Origin of the sequence: Klebsiella ornithinolytica, assembly GCF_030505655.1 — a bacterium.
Lineage (GTDB): Bacteria > Pseudomonadota > Gammaproteobacteria > Enterobacterales > Enterobacteriaceae > Klebsiella > Klebsiella ornithinolytica.
Map to the genome: position 1 here is coordinate 1,631,689 of NZ_CP130153.1, position 18,214 is coordinate 1,649,902.

Consider the following 18,214-nt stretch of genomic DNA (forward strand, 5'->3'; position numbering starts at 1 on the left):
GGTGTCGCGGTCTCTGCCTGGTTACTGGCGGGCCGCTGTAGAGCGCACTTAGCGCAACGCTTCGCCCGAACACCCGTTTACCTGAACCAGACCACGATAAATAGCTGACCGCGCAAGGCGGAGTGGGCCGGCGGAAAGCATACCGCCATCAACGACCCGTCATTTACTCTTTTGCAGTTCCAGCAGCTGTTCTGGCGTTACGGCAGGATAGGACTGCGCTCCCTCCGGCACTTCCTGCAAAGTTGGTATCGGTATCAGCGGCCCTAAAAAGCGGGGTTCGCGTTTGAACACGTACAAATCCGCCAGCGCGCCAAACCGGGCGCCAAACTCACGTAAACGCACGTTCCACATATCCTTCGGCGAAGGTACGGCGTAACACTGCGCCTGAATCCCCATATGCAGGGCGATAAACAGCGCCCGTTCGCAGTGGAAGCGTTGGGTAATGATAATAAAGTCGTTGGTATCGAAAACCTTGCGGGTGCGCACGATAGAGTCGAGGGTGCGGAACCCGGCGTAATCGAGCACGATATCGGCAGGGTCGACGCCGCCTTTGATTAAATCGCGGCGCATGGTCATCGGTTCGTTGTAGCTTTGCAGCGCATTATCGCCGCTCAGCAGCAGGTAGTTCACCTTGCCGCTATTGTAAGCGTTCAGCGCACCCTGAATACGATAGCGATAATACTGATTAATCACTCCGGTGCGATAGTACTTGGCGGTACCGAGCACCACCCCAACCTGGCGGTAGGGCAGATCCTGGAGTTCATCATAGATATAGGGAGCGGTTTTCCAGCTCATCCAACGGTCAAGACCCAGCACGGTCAACAGCAGCAGGCCGAACAGGACTAACAGGCTGTATAACACACGCTTTAACATTCACCTGACTCATGTGGACAATGGAGCTATCAGGCTACTTTACCCGCCGGGCAAGAGCAAGAAACCATCGTTTAATTGCGGGGATTTTCAACAATGCGGGCCAACAGGGCCCGCATGACGGGTCACTTAGCCGAGCAGGACGCGATCAATATTGTGGCAACCCAACGCTTTCAGCGTTGCTACGGTTGCATCCCACTGAATCAGCGCCGCATCGGCTTTCTCAGCCAGAATGGCGCGCTGAATATCCGGATAGTCATATCCGTTGAGGCTCAGCAGGTTGAGCGCTCCCTGCAGCGGCGGCAGCGTTGGGTTAAATGCCGCGTTTTCCGCATAGCTACCGGCGAAAATGGTGCCGTCTTTCAACTCCAGCGCCACGCCGGAAGGCGACTGGCTGTACGGCATATGGCAGCGGTTGGCTGCCTGAATGGCCGCCTGCGCCAGAGTGTCGCCGGTTAGCGGGAAACCATGATCCTGTTCATCCATCAGCAGCGTTTTAATCTCGAGATCTTTCGGACCGAAGGCATCCGGCAGATAGTGCTGTAGAGAATGCGCTTCGCGACCCGGCAGATGAATACGCAGAACCTGGCTGCTGTTCAGCTCATTCATAAACTGACGACAGTGGCCGCAGGGGGTGTAGTTGACGGTAATAGCATTGAGCGAGCGTTCGCCGCGCAGCCACGCGTGGCTAATGGCGCTTTGCTCGGCGTGCACGGTTTGCTGCATCGTGGCGCCGAGGAATTCCATGTTGCCGCCAAAATACCAGGTACCGCTAATACCGCTGGCGATGGCGCCAACGTTAAAATGGGACAGGTCGGCGCGCGCACAGGCCGCCGCGAGCGGCAGCAGCGCAAAGGCCAGCGCGTCTTCATCGAAGCCTGTTGCATTCCGCAGCGTGGCGACCTGACCGGCATCCAGCAAAGCCGGGAAGTGTGGGTCGATCAGCATCGGTGCGATGGCCGTTTGCAGGTCTGCCGCCAGGTGGGGAAGAGCAGCGTGAAAACGTGGGTGCATGGCGTTGCCTCATAACAATGTAATGGGAATCTAGTGTACGGGCGGGGGTAGCCCGTATATGTGATTAATATCTCATTGTTTATGCAACATGTTTATGTTGCACTGATAAATGTGACGTAAGTCACGATTATCCGACGATAGCCAGAATCAGCGGGAACAAAAAGGGGGCCACCAGCGAGGTGATAATCCCGCACAGCACCAGCGCCAGGGAGCTGAAAGCCCCTTCCTGATAATCCAGCTCCGCGCAGCGGGCGGTCCCGAGGGCATGCGATGCGGTCCCCATCGACAGGCCGCGCGAGGCTTTGGTGCGAATGCGCATCAGGTTAAGCAGGCTGTGGCCGAAAACCGCGCCGAGAATCCCCACGAAAATGACGCACACCGCGCTGATGGCCGGAATACCGCCAATGCTCCCGCTGACCGCCATCGCAATCGGCGTGGTGACCGACTTCGGCATAATCGACGCGGCGATTTGCGGTGTCGCGCCGAGCAGCAGCGCGACGGTAGTGCCGGTTACCATCGCCACGACGCTACCGATAAAGCAGATCGTAATGATCGATTTCCAGCGGGCGCGGATCTGATGCAGCTGCTCATACAACGGGAAGGCCAGCGCCACAACCGCAGGCTGAAGTAAATCGTTGAGAATTTTACTGCCCTGAAAATAGCGATCGTAGGAGATACCGCTGAGCAACAAAAAGGGGATGATCACCACCATCGCCACCAGCAGAGGATTCAGCAGCGGAAATTTAAACCGCGCGGCCAGCTTGCGGGCGAGGAAAAAGACGATCAGCGTCAGCGGCAAGGACCACCAGATTTCATGCATCATCTTTGACGTCCTCCGTTTGACCGACCACTTTACGTTCGCCGTGAACCAGATGTGAGCTCCAGCTCACCACCAGGAAGACCACTAATGTACTGATCGTGCAGGAGATTGCCACCGGGCCGAGCTGCGCACGCAGCAGATCCCAATATTGCATGACGCCAACGCCAATAGGCACGAACAGCAGCGCCATATAGCGAATCAATATGTTACAGCCGGGGTTGACCCACTTCGGCGGCATAATCTGTAGCGCCAGAAGAACGAACAAAATCAGCATGCCGATGATGCTGCCTGGAATGGTAATGGGCAGCAGGGAAGCAATAAAAATCCCGGCGTATAAACAAGCATAGATCAGGACAAAAGCCCGCAGGTACTGCCAGATAATATTCAGCGATTTACTCATGGTAATAACCCTTGATGAACCGTATTCATCATACAATTAAACCTTGAAATGTGCTACCGATCACATCATGAATTCCAGGCATAGATTTAATAGAGTAATGGAACCTTCGGGCATGCGGAATGCATGTTGATGAATCCTGCGATAAATAATAGTGAAAGCGCCGCGGGGAGAGCGGGGCGCTGCGCTTTTGTCCCGCCGCCCCGGCGCAACTCTGCTGTTCGCGGCGTGGCAAATTACGCGTGACGCGAAGGGCGGTATCCCTGCCTTATCGCACCTCTCGACCTGCCAGGCGCAGCCGAACCACATTGAGATCTTTCAACCGACGCACAGAGGCGCTACCATAGCGCCTCTTTTTTTTCCGGGTAACAATATGCGTGTATTACTGGCGCCGATGGAAGGCGTGCTCGATTCGCTGGTGCGCGAGCTGCTGACCGAGGTTAACGATTACGATCTGTGCATCACCGAGTTTCTGCGGGTGGTGGATCAGCTGCTGCCGGTAAAATCGTTCTATAAACTGTGCCCGGAACTCCATCATCAAAGCCGCACTCCTTCCGGCACCCGCGTTCGGGTGCAGCTGCTGGGGCAATATCCGCAGTGGCTGGCGGAAAATGCCGCGCGGGCGGTGGAGCTGGGCTCCTGGGGCGTTGACTTGAACTGCGGCTGTCCGTCAAAGCTGGTGAACGGCAGCGGCGGCGGGGCGACGCTGCTTAAAGACCCGGAGCTTATCTATCGCGGTGCAAAAGCAATGCGCGAAGCGGTACCGGATCATCTGCCGGTGACGGTCAAAATTCGCCTGGGCTGGGACAGCGGAGCGCGGCAGTTCGAAATTGCCGATGCGGTAGAGCAGGCCGGCGCGACGGAGCTCGTGGTTCACGGCCGCACGAAAGAAGACGCTTATAAAGCGGAGCGGATCAACTGGGCGGCGATTGGCGAAATCCGCCAGCGGCTGTCAATTCCGGTTGTCGCTAACGGCGAAATCTGGGACTGGCAAAGCGCACAGGCGTGTCTGGCGGTCACCGGTTGCGACTCGGTAATGATTGGTCGCGGCGCGCTAAACGTGCCAAATTTAAGTCGGGTCATCAAATATAACGAACCGCGCATGCCGTGGCCGCAGGTCGTGGAGCTACTGAAAAAATATACGCGTCTGGAAAAACAGGGCGATACCGGGCTGTATCATGTTGCGCGAATTAAACAGTGGCTCAGTTATTTACGCAAAGAATATGATGAGGCGCTGGTCGTGTTTAATGAAATACGCACGCTGAAAACCTCGGCGGACATTGCGCTAGCCATTGCCCGTTATTAGGGAAGATTGTTAAATCGCTCACACTTTATTACTCGGGAACCATCTGCTGATGGGCATTTCTGTCGCTGAGTGATATTGTGTAACTTATATATTCAGGGTTGCTACTGATACAGGCAAAACCTAAGCACTTCCGCCATTTGTGGCTGGAGTGCTTAGGTTTTTTTTTGCCTTTTATTTTTGAGGAATTAAATGTTCATTTAAAGCAATGACTTATGATCTGCCCAGGTGTATCAACAACGCCGTTGAATGGCTGACGGGCAGGTATTGAAAAAATAAATATAAAGACGAAAAACGGGCGGGTTTATTGCCTGGGGCCAGCTATTACCCTTATTCAGTCACAACGGATATCATTATGCACAACAAAAAAATAAATCCCCTCCTGTTGATAGTGACATTTTCGCTGTTAACGCCCGGCGCTTTTGCCGCGGAAACGGAAAAATGGAACGGTACGGTATTAGGTTTTGAGAACCCGCAAAAAGGGTTGCTCGGGGAGATGTCAGGGATTCGTCCAATCCTTGAAAATAACGGATTTCATTATAATCTCGGCTACCTCAATGAAATGGGTTACAACGCGGGCGGCGGATATAACCATGATAAACAGCTGGCTTATATCGATCAGGTCGCTCTGACCTTTACGCAGGACCTGGAGCGCTGGACCGGGATCCCGGATGCACGTATCGAAGGTAATATCGTTAACCGTAACCACGATGACAACCTGACCACCCAGCGGCTGCAGGATCCGCGGGTTAATTTTAACGATCTGGCGCAGGAGAGCTGGGGAGGCCAGTCTATTACCCGTCTTGGCTGGCTGACCTTTGCCCGTAGCTTCGATGACCGTCGTCTGACGTGGCGTATCGGGATGATGAATAAGGTGCAGACCTTCGATCAGATTATCCCCTGCGATTTCCAGCTGCTTTCACAGTGCGGCGGCAAGTCCGCTAACTCGATGACCTGGAACAACTGGAACGTCCATACCTGGGGAACGACCGTCGAATATAAGCTGACCCCGACGCTGACGCTGAAGGGCGGTGTCATGGAGCAAAACCCGGAAGCCTCTTCCCGTAGCCACGCGTGGAGCTGGTCGACAAAAGGCAGCAAAGGCATTCTGCTGCCGGTAGAGATTGAAGCGCGGCCGGTCATCAATGGTCTTTCCGGCGCGTATAACCTCGGTGTGCTCTACACCAACGCGCCGCAGAGCGATCTGTATAGCGGAAAATCCGGCGGCCCCGGGGCCACCGATCCGCAAGGATATGCGCAATACGATCGCACCTGGTTTCTGTATGCCGGGATGAACCAGCAGATAACCCGCCATGCCGACGACCCCGATCGCGGGATGAGCGTCTCGCTGAGCGGCAGCTATAGCGATCAGCGCAGCAACTACATCCATACCGCCGTAGCCGCATCAATGCGCTATCGTGGCCTGTTTGACGCCCGTCCGCAAGACTGGCTGGGCTTTGGCCTGACCTGGATGGATATGAGCAACCATTACGCGCGCAATCAGCAGTATATGAATGAGGTCAGCGGGGCCACGGACTACTACGCGGCGAACTATCAGCCGGTGGCCGGACATTCGGTGAATGCTGAACTGTACTACCGCCTGCGTCCGGTTTCGTGGCTTGAGCTGCAGCCAGGACTGCAGTACTGGCATCGTCCGGGCGGCGTCGCTCAGACTCAGGATGCCTGGGTCATCGAGTGGAAAACCGTGGTGACTTTCTGACGGTCTATACCGCGTCGAGTGATTAGTCGCGATCCGTATCACGTTTTTCGGCTTCGCAGGTTGAGCCGACGGAAGAAATTGCTACAGTGCGGGTGTTGGATTGCTACTGCTTCGGCAGGCAAAACCTGATTTCCCGGCTTTGTCGGGGGTCAGGTTTTTTTGTTTCTGGGGTTCATATGCAAATCGCCAAAGTTCTTAATAATAATGTGGTGGTTGTTTTAGATGAGCAGCGACGCGAACAGGTGGTGATGGGGCGAGGGCTAGCCTTTCAGAAACGCGTCGGTGACTCACTGGACGAAAGTAAAATTGAAAAGATCTTCGCGCTGCAGAGCGATGAACTGGTTGGCCGTTTAGGTGAATTACTCAGTCAGATACCGTTAGAAGTGATGACCACCTGCGATCGGATTATTGAACTGGCGCGCGGGCGGTTGGGTAAGTTGCAGGAGAGCCTGTATATCACCCTGACCGATCACTGCCATTTTGCCATTGAACGGCAAAAGAATGGGGTGACGATCCGCAACGTACTGCTGTGGGAAATTAAGCGGCTTTATCCGAAAGAGTTTGAGCTCGGGCAGGAGGCGCGGGCGATTATCGCCAGGCGGCTCGGCGTTGAGCTCGCCGAAGATGAGGCCGGATTTATTGCGCTGCACCTGGTCACCGCGCAGCTCAACAGCGAAATGCCGGAAGTGATGCATGTCACCCGGGTGATGCAGGAGATCCTGCAGCTGGTGAAGTATCAACTGCAGTTGAACTATGACGAAGAGTCGCTGAGCTACCAGCGCTTTGTCACTCATCTGAAGTTTTTTGCCCAGCGGATGCTGACGCGCACGGTGGTGGCAGATGATGACGTCACTTTGCACAGCGCGGTGAAAGATAACTACGCCAAAGCGTGGAAATGTGCCGAAACCGTCGCGATTCATCTACAGAAAAGCTATCAGCGGTCGCTGACGACGGAAGAAATTATGTTTCTCGCCATTCATATCGAGCGGGTGAGAAAAGAAGGGCGTTAATTCCCTTTACTGAAAACTGGATTGTTACTGCATAACGCAGGCAAAACCTGAGCGCGACGCCATCCGGCGTGGTTCTCGGGTTTTTTTTATTTTTACACTCAGTCACGGTTGCCTGCGGGCAGCGGAAGTAAGGAAAACAGCATGGAATATAAAGCACTCGCGCAGGATATTCTTAGCCGGGTTGGTGGCAAAGAGAATATCGTGAGTCTGGTTCACTGCGCCACACGGCTGCGCTTTAAGCTCAAAGAGAACAAGAAGGCGGACGCGGAAGGACTGAAGACCAACCCTGGCGTCATCATGGTGGTGGAAAGCGGTGGTCAGTTCCAGGTGGTGATTGGTAACCACGTCCACGATGTCTGGCAGGCGGTACGCACTGAAGCGGGTCTGACGGACGACAGCGAACCGGTGACCGGTTCCGCGGAAAAAACCTCGGTGCTTGGCCAGGTGATTGATGTGGTCTCCGGTATCTTTACGCCGTTTATCGGCGTGCTGGCGGCCTCGGGGATCCTGAAAGGGCTACTGGCGCTGGCGGTGGTTTGCGGCTGGCTGACTCCGCAGCAGGGGACCTATAAAATCTGGTTTGCCGCCAGCGACGCGCTGTTCTTTTTCTTCCCGCTGTTTCTGGGCTATACCGCCGGGAAAAAATTCGGCGGTAATCCGTTTATTACCATGGTGATCGGCGGGGCGTTGACCCATCCGATGATGATTCAGGCCTTTGACGCGGCCCAGCTTCCCGGTAGCGAGGCGGCGCACTTTCTCGGCATCCCGGTAACCTTTATCAACTACAGCTCCTCGGTGATCCCGATTATCCTCGCATCGTGGGTGAGCTGCTGGCTGGAGCGCAAAAGCAACGCGCTGCTACCTTCAGCAATGAAAAACTTCTTTACGCCGCTGTTTTGCATCGCCGTAGTGGTTCCGCTGACCTTCCTCGCGATCGGCCCGGTGGCCACCTGGCTCAGTCAGCTGTTGGCCCACGGTTACCAGATAATCTACACCGTCGCGCCGTGGCTGGCGGGCGCGGCGATGGGCGCGCTATGGCAGGTATGCGTTATTTTTGGCCTGCACTGGGGGCTGATCCCCTTGATGATTAATAACCTGACGGTGCTGGGACAGGACTCGATGCTGCCGATGCTGCTGCCGGCGGTGATGGGCCAGGTTGGGGCGGCGCTGGGGATCTTCCTGCGCACCCGCGATGCGCGGCAAAAAGTGCTGGCTGGATCTGCGGTATCCGCCGGGATCTTTGGTATCACCGAGCCGGCGATTTATGGTCTGACTCTGCCGCTGCGTCGCCCGTTTATCTTCGGCTGTGTGGCCGGCGCCATCGGTGGGGCCATCGTTGGGCTGAGCGACAGCCACGTCTACTCCTTTGGCTTTGCCAATATTTTCACTCTGGCGCAGATGATTCCGCCGCAAGGAATCGACAACACCGTATGGGGCGGGGTGATTGGCATCGTGGCTGCACTGGTTATCTCTTGCGCGCTGACCTTTATCGCCGGACTGCCGGTAAGCCGGGCGGAAGCATCGGACCTTCCGCTTGCTCCGGTATCGGAAAACGATATTCTTGCCCCGATGACTGGTACCGTACTGGCGCTGGATCAGGTCCCCGATAGCACCTTCGCCAGCGGTCTGTTGGGAAAAGGCGTGGCGATCATTCCCAGCGTCGGCAGAGTGATTGCGCCGTTCTCCGGAGAAGTGGCGTCACTCTTTCAGACCAAACATGCGATTGGTCTGCTCAGCGATAGCGGCATTGAGCTGTTAATCCATGTTGGTATTGACACCGTGAAACTCGATGGTGTGCCGTTTACCGCCCATGTTAAAGAAGGCGATAAGTTCAAAGCCGGTGATGTGCTGCTTGAATTTGACCGCCAGGCCATTCTGGACGCCGGTTATGACCTGGCGACCCCGATTATTATCAGCAACAGCGACGATTATCGTTCCGTAGACATCGAATCCACCAGCGTGGTTGATGCCGGCCAGCCGCTGTTGTCCGTCAGCCATTAATCAGAGGAGAGAAAGATGAAGAGATTCCCGCAGACCTTTTTATGGGGCGGCGCAACCGCGGCAAATCAGGTGGAAGGCGCGTATCTGGAAGATGGCAAAGGATTATCAACCTCAGATGTACAGCCGCATGGCGTCTTTGGCGACGTCGTTGAACGGGTGCCGGGCGACAGCGGCATCAAAGATATCGCGATCGATTTTTACCATCGTTACCCGCAAGATATCCGTCTGTTTGCGGAGATGGGCTTCAACTGCCTGCGGGTGTCGATTGCCTGGACGCGGATTTTTCCGGACGGCGACAATGCCGAACCAAATGAGGCCGGGCTGGCCTTTTACGACCGCCTGTTTGCTGAAATGGCTCAGCACAATATCACGCCGCTGGTGACGCTATCGCACTATGAAATGCCGTGGGCGCTGGTGAAAAACTACGGCGGCTGGGGCAGCCGCGAGGTGATTGGCTTCTTCGAACGCTACGCCAGAACGGTGTTTGCCCGCTATAAAGATAAGGTCAAGCTGTGGCTGACCTTTAACGAAATCAATATGTCTTTGCATGCCCCGATGACCGGCGTCGGCCTGCCGGAAGGGAGCAGTAAAGAGGCGGTCTATCAGGCTATTCACCATCAGCTGGTGGCGAGCGCCCTGGCGGTAAAAGCCTGTCATGAGATCGTGCCCGAGGGCAAAATCGGCAATATGCTGCTGGGCGGTTTAATGTACCCGCTAAGCTGTAAACCGGAAGATATCTTTGAAACCCTGCAACAGAATCGCAGCTGGCAGTTCTTCGGTGACGTGCAGTGTCGGGGCGAGTATCCGGGCTACATGCTGCGCTACTTCCGCGACCAGGGAATGACGATTACCATCACCGATGCCGACCGCGCGGCGCTGAAAGAGACCGTCGATTTTATCTCCTTCAGCTATTACATGACCGGCTGCGTCACCGCCGACGAGGAGCTGAACAAAAAGGCGCGTGGTAATATTCTCAGCATGGTGCCGAACCCGCATCTGGCGAGCTCCGAGTGGGGCTGGCAGATCGATCCGCTGGGTCTGCGGACGCTGCTTAACGTGCTGTGGGATCGCTATCAGAAGCCGCTGTTTATCGTTGAGAACGGGCTGGGGGCGAAAGATAAAGTTGAAGCTGACGGCAGCATTAACGATGACTACCGTATCAGCTACCTGAACGACCATCTGGTGCAGGCGCGAGAAGCCATTGAAGACGGCGTGGAGCTGCTGGGCTTTACCAGCTGGGGCCCCATCGACCTTGTCAGCGCGTCGAAAGCGGAGATGTCCAAACGTTACGGCTTTATCTACGTCGATCGCGATGACAGCGGCAACGGGACCCTGGCGCGCAGCAAGAAGAAAAGCTTCTACTGGTACAAAGAGGTGATTGCCAGCCGTGGCGGCAGCTTGAAAGAGTAATCGCCTGATGGCTTTGGTGGTCAGGGAAGGTATTAACCGCCCCCGACAGAGAGGCGATCACCGTCGCTAAAATCGCGTCGTCACCCCGTTCAAGGCCCGGAGATTCTCCGGGCCTTTTACTTATCATGCCGGTTTGCGGGCGCGCAGCAGAAAGATCATCGGCCGCTCTTTTTCCTCATCCAGCCCCGGCTGGGCGGCGATTTGCTCCGCCGTTGGCCCCCATTCATCGAGATGCTCAATGACAAAACCGGCGGCAACCAGCAGGTTTATCCAGCTGGCCAGCTTGCGGTGCTGTTTTTTCACCCCGTCGGCAAACCAGTTGCTGATTCGCTCTCCCTCTTGCTGATAGTGACTCACCGGCCAGATTTTCTGTCCGGCGTCATCGTTCTGCCAGCCCTGGCGGAGGGGGGCGGTGTAGACAGGGTGTTCTGCGGAAAAGAGCAGCGTGCCGCCGGGGGTCAGCGCCTGGTAAATCACGGCGAACAGCGGGGCGACATCGGGGAGATAGTGCAGGGCCAGCGAACTGTAGACCAGCTCGCATGAGTCGGCCGGCAGGGTCAGCGTCTGCAAATCTTCACAGCGGTAGTCAATATCGTCTCCCTGGCCCATTTCACGCGCGCGGTCGAGCATCCGGCTGGAAAGATCCACGCCGGTCACCTGGGCGGCGCCTTGTTCACGCGCCCAGCGGCAGAACCAGCCGTAGCCGCAGCCGAGATCGACGACGCGCAGGCCGCGTAAAGCCGGCAGCATACGTTGAATAGCCGGCCATTCCGGCGCGCCGTCGAGCCCTTTAACCGACCGGTCGAGAGTGGCATATCCTGCAAAAAAATCAGGATCATCGTAGATGTTCTGGCTCATTATCACTCCATGAATTATTTGTTTATTTTTAATTATCCAGGTGTTTAGTCACACACTTTACTAAACGGCTTAATTTTATTTAACTTAGTATAACCAACCTTGTTTAGTTACCTGACCTGTCTAATGAATCTTACTCTGAGAAAAAGCGTATTGGCTGGATTCCCCCTGGTCATCGCTCTGGCTGGCTGCGCGCCGTCCCATGATATTGGCGAGCCGCCGCCACAGCAGATACCTGCCTCCCATGTGTCAATGGATCTGCCCGCGGCGGTTAAAAATGGCTGGCCGCAAAGCAACTGGTGGCAGGATTACCACGACCCGCAGCTGAATAATTTGATCCAGCGCGCTCTGGCGAATGCCCCGGATATGCAGATTGCCGAACAGCGTATCAAGCTGGCGGAAGCTCAGGCTCGTATGTCGCAAGCCAGTCTTGGGCCGGAGATGGATTTCTCTGCCAATGTTGAACGGCAGAAAATGTCGGCGGAGGGGCTGATGGGGCCGTTTGCCACGGATACCGACGGCAATACCGGGCCCTGGTACACCAATGGCACCTTTGGTCTGACGGCGGGCTGGGATCTGGATCTGTGGGGGAAAAACCGGGCGCTGGTGAAAGCCCGCATCGGTGAACTTAAAGCACAAGTGGCGGAAGAGGCGCAAACCCGCGAACTGCTGGCCAGCAGCGTGGCGCGACTCTACTGGCAGTGGCAGACCGAAGCCGCGGTGAAAACCGTGCTCCAGCAGGTTAAAAGCGAACAGAATAATATTGTCAGCGTTGACCAGGCGCTGTATCAGCGCGGGATCACCAACTCGGCCGAAGGGGCTGAAAACGATATCAATGTCAGCAAAACCGACCAGCAGCTGGCGGACGTTGCGGGCAGTATGAAAGAGATCGAAGCGCGCCTGATGGCGCTGACCAACAGCCAGAGTCAGGCGCTGAATCTGCATCCGGCTAATCTTCCGCAGGTGAGCGCGCAGATGCCGACGGAGTTGGGGTATGAGCTGCTGGCGCGCCGCCCGGATCTGCAGGTGGCCCACTGGTATATTGAGGCCTCGCTGAGCGAGGTGGATGCGGCGAAAGCGGCGTTCTATCCGGACATCAACCTGATGGCCTTCCTGCAGCAGGATGCGCTGCACCTGAGCGATCTGTTCCGCCATTCCGCCCAGCAGATGGGGCTGTCCGCTGGGTTGACGCTGCCTGTCTTTGATAGCGGCAGACTGAATGCCAACCTCGATATTGCCAGCGCGCAGAATAATCTGTCGGTGGCAAAATATAACAAAGCGGTTGTGGACGCGGTGAACCAGGTGGCGAAGACCGCCAGCCAGGTTGAGACCCTGATGGAGAAGAATCAGCAGCAGCAGCAGGTTGAAAAAGATGCGCAGCGGACGGTGAATCTGGCGGAGGCTCGCATGAGCGCCGGGATTCTTCCGGGGTCACGTGTCAGTATGGCCAGGCTGCCTGCGCTTCAGGAGCGCATTACCGCGCTGCGTCTGCGCGGCCAGTGGCTGGATGCCAGCATTCAGCTGACCTCGGCGCTGGGCGGCGGCTACCACCAGACCACGAAGTCAGATTAACGCCTGGCAAGGCACCCTCTGCGCGGCCGGGCTTTCCGGTCGTCAGGCGGTGCCGGCTCGGCGCTACTCTTTCTTTTTCGCCTCGCGGCGTCGGAACCACCAGTGCGCGGCTACCACCAGCGCGACCACCAGAATCAGCCAGATCCAGTGCTTCAGATGCGCATCAAGATGATGCAGCCACGGTCCAATGGCTTCCCCGCCCAGATAGCCCAGCGTGGTGAATAACAGCGCCCACACCAGCGCGCCGAGAATATTCAGCGGCAGGAACACTTTTGGCGGCAGGCGGCTGGCGCCGATCAATAACGGCCCGATGACCCGGAAACCGTACATAAAACGGGTCCCAATCACAAACAGATAGGGGCGGCGCTGAATCATGCGCTGCGCTTTGCGTATCCGCGCCTGATGGCGGGAAAAACGCTTCAGCAGCTTGCCGCCGAAGCGTCGGCCCAGCAGATACAGCAGCTGATCGCCGATCATTCCCCCGAGGGCAACGGAGAGAACGACCAGGGGAAATTTTAATAACCCCTGATGCGCGACCACGCCGCCCAGCAGAGTGATGGTTTCACCTTCCGCCATGCTGCCAATGACCAGCGCAGCGTAGCCATACTGGGAAATCAGGTTATTGATATCCATACAAAAATAAACTCCCTTACCCCTTATGCTTCCGCGCATGTCTGGCGACCAGCGGGGCCGGTTGTGCAGCGCGAAGCATCAACGGGATCAATCATCAATGGGTTAATCATACACCCTGGGGCTTAAAACGAGGTTAAGCGTCTATCTCATCAGGACGCTTTTGCTGGTCATTTTGCCGCAGGGCAGGGATCTCAACGATTTATGGCGGCCTGCCAGGGGGAACCCGCCTGCACGTGCTACGCCTACGCGGCGCATTCTCCGCGCTGTCGGTGTTCAAACCGCCTGCGCCAAAAACGCCTGCCAGGACAGGCTCTGAGCGCATTTTTAGTGCTGTACATAAACGAATCGCGCAGGGTGAATTATACTTGGATCAGTGCTGTACGAGGCCGTGACAAGGGGGACGCTATGAACCATGTCTGGGGACTATTCTCTCATCCGAATCAAGAGATGAGCGTTATCAAGAGCGAAAACGAGACGATTTCGCACCACTATACGCACCATGTGCTGGTCATGGCAGCGGTTCCGGTTATCTGCGCCTTTATCGGCACCACGCAGCTTGGCTGGAACTTTGGCGATGGCACCGTGGTAAAACTTTCGCTGATGACCGGTCTGGCGCTGGCGGTGGTGTTCTACGCCGTGATGCTGGGCGGGGTCGCGGTGATGGGGAGGATTATCTGGTGGATGGCCAGAAACTATCCGCAGCGGCCATCGCTTAAGCGCTGCATGGTGTTTGCCGGGTATGTCGCTACGCCGCTGTTTCTCAGCGGGCTGGTCGCGCTTTATCCGCTGGTCTGGCTGTGCGCACTGGTGGGGACGATCGCGCTGTTTTACACCGGCTACCTGCTGTATCTCGGCATCCCGACCTTCCTGAGTATTAATAAAGAAGAGGGACTCAGCTTTGCCAGTTCCACCCTGGCCATCGGGGTGCTGGTGCTTGAAGTCCTGCTGGCGATAACCGTTATTCTCTGGGGATACGGCTACCGACTGTTTTAATTCTGTTGCTGAACCGTTTGATGAGTGAATCTATTGCTGGCATAAATGGATTTTTATGCCAGCAATGCAGCATTTGCTCACGATTCTTATTAGTCAGGTCGCGTTCTACCGGGGTATGATAGGGTCTGCCAGCGTTGCCTGTTGCCCGGCGACGCAGCGTACGTTAATAACGTGCAAGAATACTTTTCAGAATGCTCACGATGCCGAAATTTCGAGTTTCTTTGCTCAGCCTGACCTTGCTTCTGGCTGTGCCTTTTGCGCCCCAGGCGATAGCAAAAACCCCCGTGGCCGCCACGGCCCTGCAGCCGGAAATTGCTTCCGGCAGTGCGATGATCGTTGATCTTGCCAGCAAAAAGATTATTTACCAGAGCCAGCCGGATCTGGTTCGCCCCATCGCATCGATTACCAAAGTGATGACGGCGATGGTGGTTCTGGATGCGCATCTGCCGTTAGACGAGATGCTCACCGTAGATATCAGCCACACGCCGGAGATGAAAGGCATCTATTCACGCGTGCGGCTGAACAGCCAAATCAGCCGCCGCAATATGCTGCTGCTGGCGCTGATGTCCTCCGAAAACCGCGCTGCCGCGAGCCTGGCCCACCATTATCCTGGCGGCTATGACGCCTTTATTCGCGCCATGAACGCCAAGGCCCAGGCGCTGGGCATGACCCATACTCGCTACGTTGAGCCGACGGGCCTGTCGATTCACAACGTATCGACCGCGCGCGACCTGACGAAGCTGCTGATGGCCACCGAGCAGTATCCGCTGATCGGCCAGCTGAGCACCACCAAAGAAGATACCGCCACCTTCGCTCATCCGGCCTATACGCTGCCGTTCCGTAATACCAACCACCTGGTCTATCGGGATAACTGGAATATCCAGCTGACCAAAACCGGCTTTACTAATGCCGCGGGCCACTGCCTGGTCATGAGAACGGTGATTAATCAGCGCCCGGTGGCGCTGGTGGTGATGGATGCGTTCGGGAAATATACCCACTTTGCCGACGCCAGTCGTCTGCGTACCTGGGTTGAAACCGGGAAGGTGATGCCGGTTCCGGCCTCCGCGCTGAGCTATAAAAAACAGCGTGAGGCGCAGATGGCGGATGCGATGCTGAAAGGCGGCGCGCAGACCGCGCAAAACGATTAATGCCTCTCCCCCGACTCGCGCACGCGGGCGGGGGATTTTTTATTCCGGTATGGTTAAGTCGCCCTCGCCGAGCTGGCGCTGCATAATTAACGTATCCCGCCAGTCGCCCATCTTGTACCCGACGCTACGCAGTTGACCCGCCACGGTAAAACCAAATTTTTTGTGAATGGCGAGCGATCCGGCATTGTTATGCCCGTCGCCGATGATCGCCAGCATCTGCCGCCACGGGCCTTGTTCGCACTTTGCAATCAGCTGCGTGAGCAGGGCGCTGCCGATGCCGCGCCCGCCCATGCCGGACTCGACATAAATCGACTCTTCAAGCGTGTAGCGATAGGCGGGGCGAGGACGGTAAAACGTCGCGTAGCAGTAGCCGACGATGGTGCCGCGCCACAGCGCCACCAGCCAGGGCAGCCCATTGTCACGCACGATTTTGATGCGCTTGCGCATTTCATCGACGGTCGGGGGAATATCTTCAAAGGAGGCGCGTCCGTTCAGCACGTGCCAGACGTACAGCGCCGCGATGGCGTGCGCGTCATCGGGCAGGGCTTCGCGGATCTCTAATTCAGCGCCGTGTAACATATCCGCTTCGGACATGATGGGACTCCTTAACCAGGTTTGCCGGAGAGGCGTTTCTCCGGCGTGCAGCGTAATACAGAATCCCGTAACTCGTCACCCCTGATTAGTGCTCTTCAGCGCCGTGACTCCCGTCCGCCTGGCGCTCACCCCAGTACTTCTGCTTACTGGTTTTTCCGAGCCCCGGGTTCATGCTGTTGGTCGGGTCATTCTGGCGGTAGAACTGTTTTAAGCTCTCCGGCGCTTCATAGAGATGGCCGACGTTATGCTCGGCGGGGTATTGCGCCCCGCGCGCCTTCAGCAGCTCCAGCATCTTCTCTTTCAGTTCGTGGGCATCGACGCCTTTTTTGACGATGTAGTCCTGGTGGAAGACGTGGCACATAAAGTGACCGTAATAGAGCTTGTGTACCAGCTGACTGTCGATCTCCGGCGGCAGATGCTCAAACCACTCGGTATCGTTACGGCGCAGGGCGATATCCAGCGCCAGAATATCTTCCACTTCGTCGGCATGTACCGCCTGGTAACGGATGGCGGCTCCTGCGGCGGCGAAGCGGTGAAGAAACGCTTTGCTGCCTTCTTCCGGCGTGCAGGCAAAGAAATCGCCCTCGGCCTCGCGGAAGTATGCCGTCAGCCAGGTCTGGGCTTCTTCGATGCCATCGCCCGCCATTTTCAGCAGCAGGTGATGTTCATATTTATCGCGCCAGCTTTTCATCCGCTCCGGGAGATGCGCCGGGAAGACGTGTCCGAGCTTCTGCATGAAGCGGTCGGTAAAGTGGGGCTTAAACAGCGACACTTTCTCCAGCATGGCGTCGGTGCGGCCTTTCATCGTGAAGAAGAACGGCATTTTGTCGGTGCCGAGCTTATCGATCATCAGGAAGGTGTCTTTCCCGTAGCGCTCGGCGATATCGTAGATATCGCGATGCATATACTCACCCGCCACCGGCAGGTGCTGAAACTCGGCGAGAATATGGCGACGGATCTCCGTCAGCACCGCCGGGTTATTGCTACCGATGTAAAAGACCTGCTGGCGTTTTTCCGCCGGAAAGGTATCGAGGCGCGCGGCGAATACCGCCAGCTTGCCGGCGCAGCCGGAGGATTCAAACAGGCGATCCGGGTCGGCATTGTAGCGCGCCGGGGTATCGGCATTGACGTCGCGCACGCGGGTGACGTAATCGTGGTCATGGGCGTGGCGGCCATCGTGCTGAATATCATCTTCTTTGATACGGTCGTCGTCGAGGCGGCTGAGGATCTGTTCCGGCGTGGCGCCGAGGTCAATCCCGAGGTGGTTCACCAGCCGCAGCTTGCCGTTTTCGTCAATCTGCGCAAATAACGACATCTCGGTGTAGGCCGGGCCGCGTTGTACCAGCGAACCGCCGGAGTTGTTGCAGATCCCGCCGATCACCGAGGCGCCGATGCAGGAAGAACCGATCACCGAATGCGGCTCGCGACCCAGCGGCTTCAGCGCTTTTTCCAGCGAGTAGAGCGTGGTGCCCGGGAACGCCAGCACCTGTTCGCCTTTATCCAGCAGGTGCAGCTTATCGAGGCGCAGGGTGCTGATGATGACGATCTCGCGGTCGTAGTCGTTGCCGCTTGGGGTTGAACCTTCGGTCAGCCCGGTGTTCGCCGCCTGCATCAAAATGATTTTATCGGCGTCGACACAGGCGCTCAGCACGCGCCACAGTTCCAGCAGGGTTCCCGGGAAGACCACCGCCAGCGCGTCGCCCTGGCCGGAGCGGAAACCTTTACGGTAGCGCTGGGTTTTTGCCGGATCGGTTAACAGATGGGAGGAGCCAACCAGTCTTGCCAGTTCCGCCAGAAAACCAGAATTATTCGATGTTGTTGCCGATGACATGATCCACTCCTTGTGGTGGTACCGAAAATATCGGAATTAAGCA

General features: G+C 56.6%; 15 protein-coding genes and 1 pseudogene. 8 read left to right on the forward strand and 8 right to left on the reverse strand.

Going from position 1 to position 18,214, the window contains the following annotated elements; genetic code table 11:
• Nucleotides 1–159 precede the first annotated feature (159 nt).
• The 4 genes from sanA to Q1L34_RS07710 all read right to left on the reverse strand — a co-directional run bounded on the left by sanA (nt 160) and on the right by Q1L34_RS07710 (nt 3,104).
• The gene (gene sanA, locus Q1L34_RS07695) at nt 160–873 is read right to left on the reverse strand and encodes an outer membrane permeability protein SanA (RefSeq protein WP_004864763.1); all 714 of its coding nucleotides are present in this window, start codon (nt 871–873) and stop codon (nt 160–162) included.
• Between the two features lie 126 nt (nt 874–999).
• The gene (gene cdd / locus Q1L34_RS07700; RefSeq protein WP_327204439.1) at nt 1,000–1,884 is read right to left on the reverse strand and encodes a cytidine deaminase; all 885 of its coding nucleotides are present in this window, start codon (nt 1,882–1,884) and stop codon (nt 1,000–1,002) included.
• 127 nt (nt 1,885–2,011) lie between these two features.
• Nucleotides 2,012–2,707, reverse strand: a complete 696-nt coding sequence (locus Q1L34_RS07705; protein ID WP_004864760.1) for a CidB/LrgB family autolysis modulator — start codon at nt 2,705–2,707, stop codon at nt 2,012–2,014.
• Entirely contained in the window at nt 2,697–3,104 is a 408-nt protein-coding gene (locus Q1L34_RS07710) for a CidA/LrgA family protein (protein ID WP_004864758.1), read from the reverse strand. The genes Q1L34_RS07705 and Q1L34_RS07710 overlap by 11 nt, the downstream gene beginning before the upstream one ends.
• A gap of 370 nt (nt 3,105–3,474) precedes the next feature.
• On the opposite strand from Q1L34_RS07710, the gene dusC reads away from it, so the two are divergent.
• From dusC to Q1L34_RS07735, 5 genes and pseudogenes are all read left to right on the forward strand, one after another.
• A complete protein-coding gene (dusC, locus tag Q1L34_RS07715) occupies nt 3,475–4,407 on the forward strand; it encodes a tRNA dihydrouridine(16) synthase DusC (protein ID WP_004864755.1) in 933 nt (310 codons plus the stop codon).
• 352 nt (nt 4,408–4,759) lie between these two features.
• A complete protein-coding gene (locus Q1L34_RS07720; protein ID WP_015583844.1) occupies nt 4,760–6,124 on the forward strand; it encodes a carbohydrate porin in 1,365 nt (454 codons plus the stop codon).
• A gap of 176 nt (nt 6,125–6,300) precedes the next feature.
• Nucleotides 6,301–7,134, forward strand: coding sequence for a transcriptional antiterminator BglG (gene bglG / locus Q1L34_RS07725; protein ID WP_004864750.1), 834 nt, complete (start codon nt 6,301–6,303; stop codon nt 7,132–7,134).
• A 31-nt stretch (nt 7,135–7,165) separates the two neighbouring features.
• Nucleotides 7,166–9,135, forward strand: a pseudogene (bglF, locus tag Q1L34_RS07730) (PTS beta-glucoside transporter subunit IIABC).
• Between the two features lie 15 nt (nt 9,136–9,150).
• Nucleotides 9,151–10,545, forward strand: coding sequence for a glycoside hydrolase family 1 protein (locus tag Q1L34_RS07735; protein WP_004864744.1), 1,395 nt, complete (start codon nt 9,151–9,153; stop codon nt 10,543–10,545).
• Between the two features lie 123 nt (nt 10,546–10,668).
• Here the strand turns inward: Q1L34_RS07735 and Q1L34_RS07740 are convergent, their stop codons facing one another.
• Entirely contained in the window at nt 10,669–11,403 is a 735-nt protein-coding gene (locus Q1L34_RS07740; RefSeq protein ID WP_032717953.1) for a class I SAM-dependent methyltransferase, read from the reverse strand.
• A 123-nt stretch (nt 11,404–11,526) separates the two neighbouring features.
• Between Q1L34_RS07740 and mdtQ the strand changes: the two genes are divergently transcribed.
• Nucleotides 11,527–12,972 (forward strand): multidrug resistance outer membrane protein MdtQ, encoded by a 1,446-nt coding sequence (gene mdtQ, locus Q1L34_RS07745; protein ID WP_142631420.1) that lies wholly within the window; start codon nt 11,527–11,529, stop codon nt 12,970–12,972.
• Between the two features lie 63 nt (nt 12,973–13,035).
• Here the strand turns inward: mdtQ and Q1L34_RS07750 are convergent, their stop codons facing one another.
• A complete protein-coding gene (locus Q1L34_RS07750) occupies nt 13,036–13,605 on the reverse strand; it encodes a DedA family protein (protein WP_004864738.1) in 570 nt (189 codons plus the stop codon).
• A gap of 405 nt (nt 13,606–14,010) precedes the next feature.
• On the opposite strand from Q1L34_RS07750, the gene Q1L34_RS07755 reads away from it, so the two are divergent.
• Together Q1L34_RS07755 and pbpG are read left to right on the forward strand one after the other, a co-directional pair.
• Nucleotides 14,011–14,598 carry a Yip1 family protein gene (locus Q1L34_RS07755; protein WP_004864735.1) on the forward strand — a complete coding sequence of 196 codons (588 nt, stop codon included), beginning with the start codon at nt 14,011–14,013 and terminating at the stop codon, nt 14,596–14,598.
• A gap of 200 nt (nt 14,599–14,798) precedes the next feature.
• Nucleotides 14,799–15,746: a D-alanyl-D-alanine endopeptidase gene (pbpG, locus tag Q1L34_RS07760; RefSeq protein WP_015583849.1), complete on the forward strand. Its 948-nt coding sequence runs from the start codon at nt 14,799–14,801 to the stop codon at nt 15,744–15,746.
• Nucleotides 15,747–15,785: 39 nt separating this feature from the next.
• Here the strand turns inward: pbpG and Q1L34_RS07765 are convergent, their stop codons facing one another.
• Both Q1L34_RS07765 and dld read right to left on the reverse strand, forming a co-directional pair.
• Nucleotides 15,786–16,340, reverse strand: a complete 555-nt coding sequence (locus Q1L34_RS07765) for a GNAT family N-acetyltransferase (RefSeq protein WP_434064498.1) — start codon at nt 16,338–16,340, stop codon at nt 15,786–15,788.
• Between the two features lie 85 nt (nt 16,341–16,425).
• Nucleotides 16,426–18,171, reverse strand: a complete 1,746-nt coding sequence (gene dld / locus Q1L34_RS07770; protein WP_004864729.1) for a D-lactate dehydrogenase — start codon at nt 18,169–18,171, stop codon at nt 16,426–16,428.
• Nucleotides 18,172–18,214: the final 43 nt, after the last annotated feature.

Excerpts from the sequence above, each read along its gene's own strand:
- cdd (WP_327204439.1), bottom strand. The coding sequence starts at position 1,884 with ATGCACCCACGTTTTCACGCTGCTCTTCCCCACCTGGCGGCAGACCTG.
- dusC (WP_004864755.1), top strand. The coding sequence starts at position 3,475 with ATGCGTGTATTACTGGCGCCGATGGAAGGCGTGCTCGATTCGCTGGTG.
- pbpG (WP_015583849.1), top strand. The coding sequence starts at position 14,799 with ATGCCGAAATTTCGAGTTTCTTTGCTCAGCCTGACCTTGCTTCTGGCT.
- Q1L34_RS07710 (WP_004864758.1), bottom strand. The coding sequence starts at position 3,104 with ATGAGTAAATCGCTGAATATTATCTGGCAGTACCTGCGGGCTTTTGTC.
- Q1L34_RS07765 (WP_434064498.1), bottom strand. The coding sequence starts at position 16,340 with ATGTCCGAAGCGGATATGTTACACGGCGCTGAATTAGAGATCCGCGAA.
- dld (WP_004864729.1), bottom strand. The coding sequence starts at position 18,171 with ATGTCATCGGCAACAACATCGAATAATTCTGGTTTTCTGGCGGAACTG.
- Q1L34_RS07740 (WP_032717953.1), bottom strand. The coding sequence starts at position 11,403 with ATGAGCCAGAACATCTACGATGATCCTGATTTTTTTGCAGGATATGCC.
- Q1L34_RS07750 (WP_004864738.1), bottom strand. The coding sequence starts at position 13,605 with ATGGATATCAATAACCTGATTTCCCAGTATGGCTACGCTGCGCTGGTC.
- Q1L34_RS07720 (WP_015583844.1), top strand. The coding sequence starts at position 4,760 with ATGCACAACAAAAAAATAAATCCCCTCCTGTTGATAGTGACATTTTCG.
- Q1L34_RS07755 (WP_004864735.1), top strand. The coding sequence starts at position 14,011 with ATGAACCATGTCTGGGGACTATTCTCTCATCCGAATCAAGAGATGAGC.
- sanA (WP_004864763.1), bottom strand. The coding sequence starts at position 873 with ATGTTAAAGCGTGTGTTATACAGCCTGTTAGTCCTGTTCGGCCTGCTG.
- mdtQ (WP_142631420.1), top strand. The coding sequence starts at position 11,527 with ATGAATCTTACTCTGAGAAAAAGCGTATTGGCTGGATTCCCCCTGGTC.
- Q1L34_RS07705 (WP_004864760.1), bottom strand. The coding sequence starts at position 2,707 with ATGATGCATGAAATCTGGTGGTCCTTGCCGCTGACGCTGATCGTCTTT.
- bglG (WP_004864750.1), top strand. The coding sequence starts at position 6,301 with ATGCAAATCGCCAAAGTTCTTAATAATAATGTGGTGGTTGTTTTAGAT.
- Q1L34_RS07735 (WP_004864744.1), top strand. The coding sequence starts at position 9,151 with ATGAAGAGATTCCCGCAGACCTTTTTATGGGGCGGCGCAACCGCGGCA.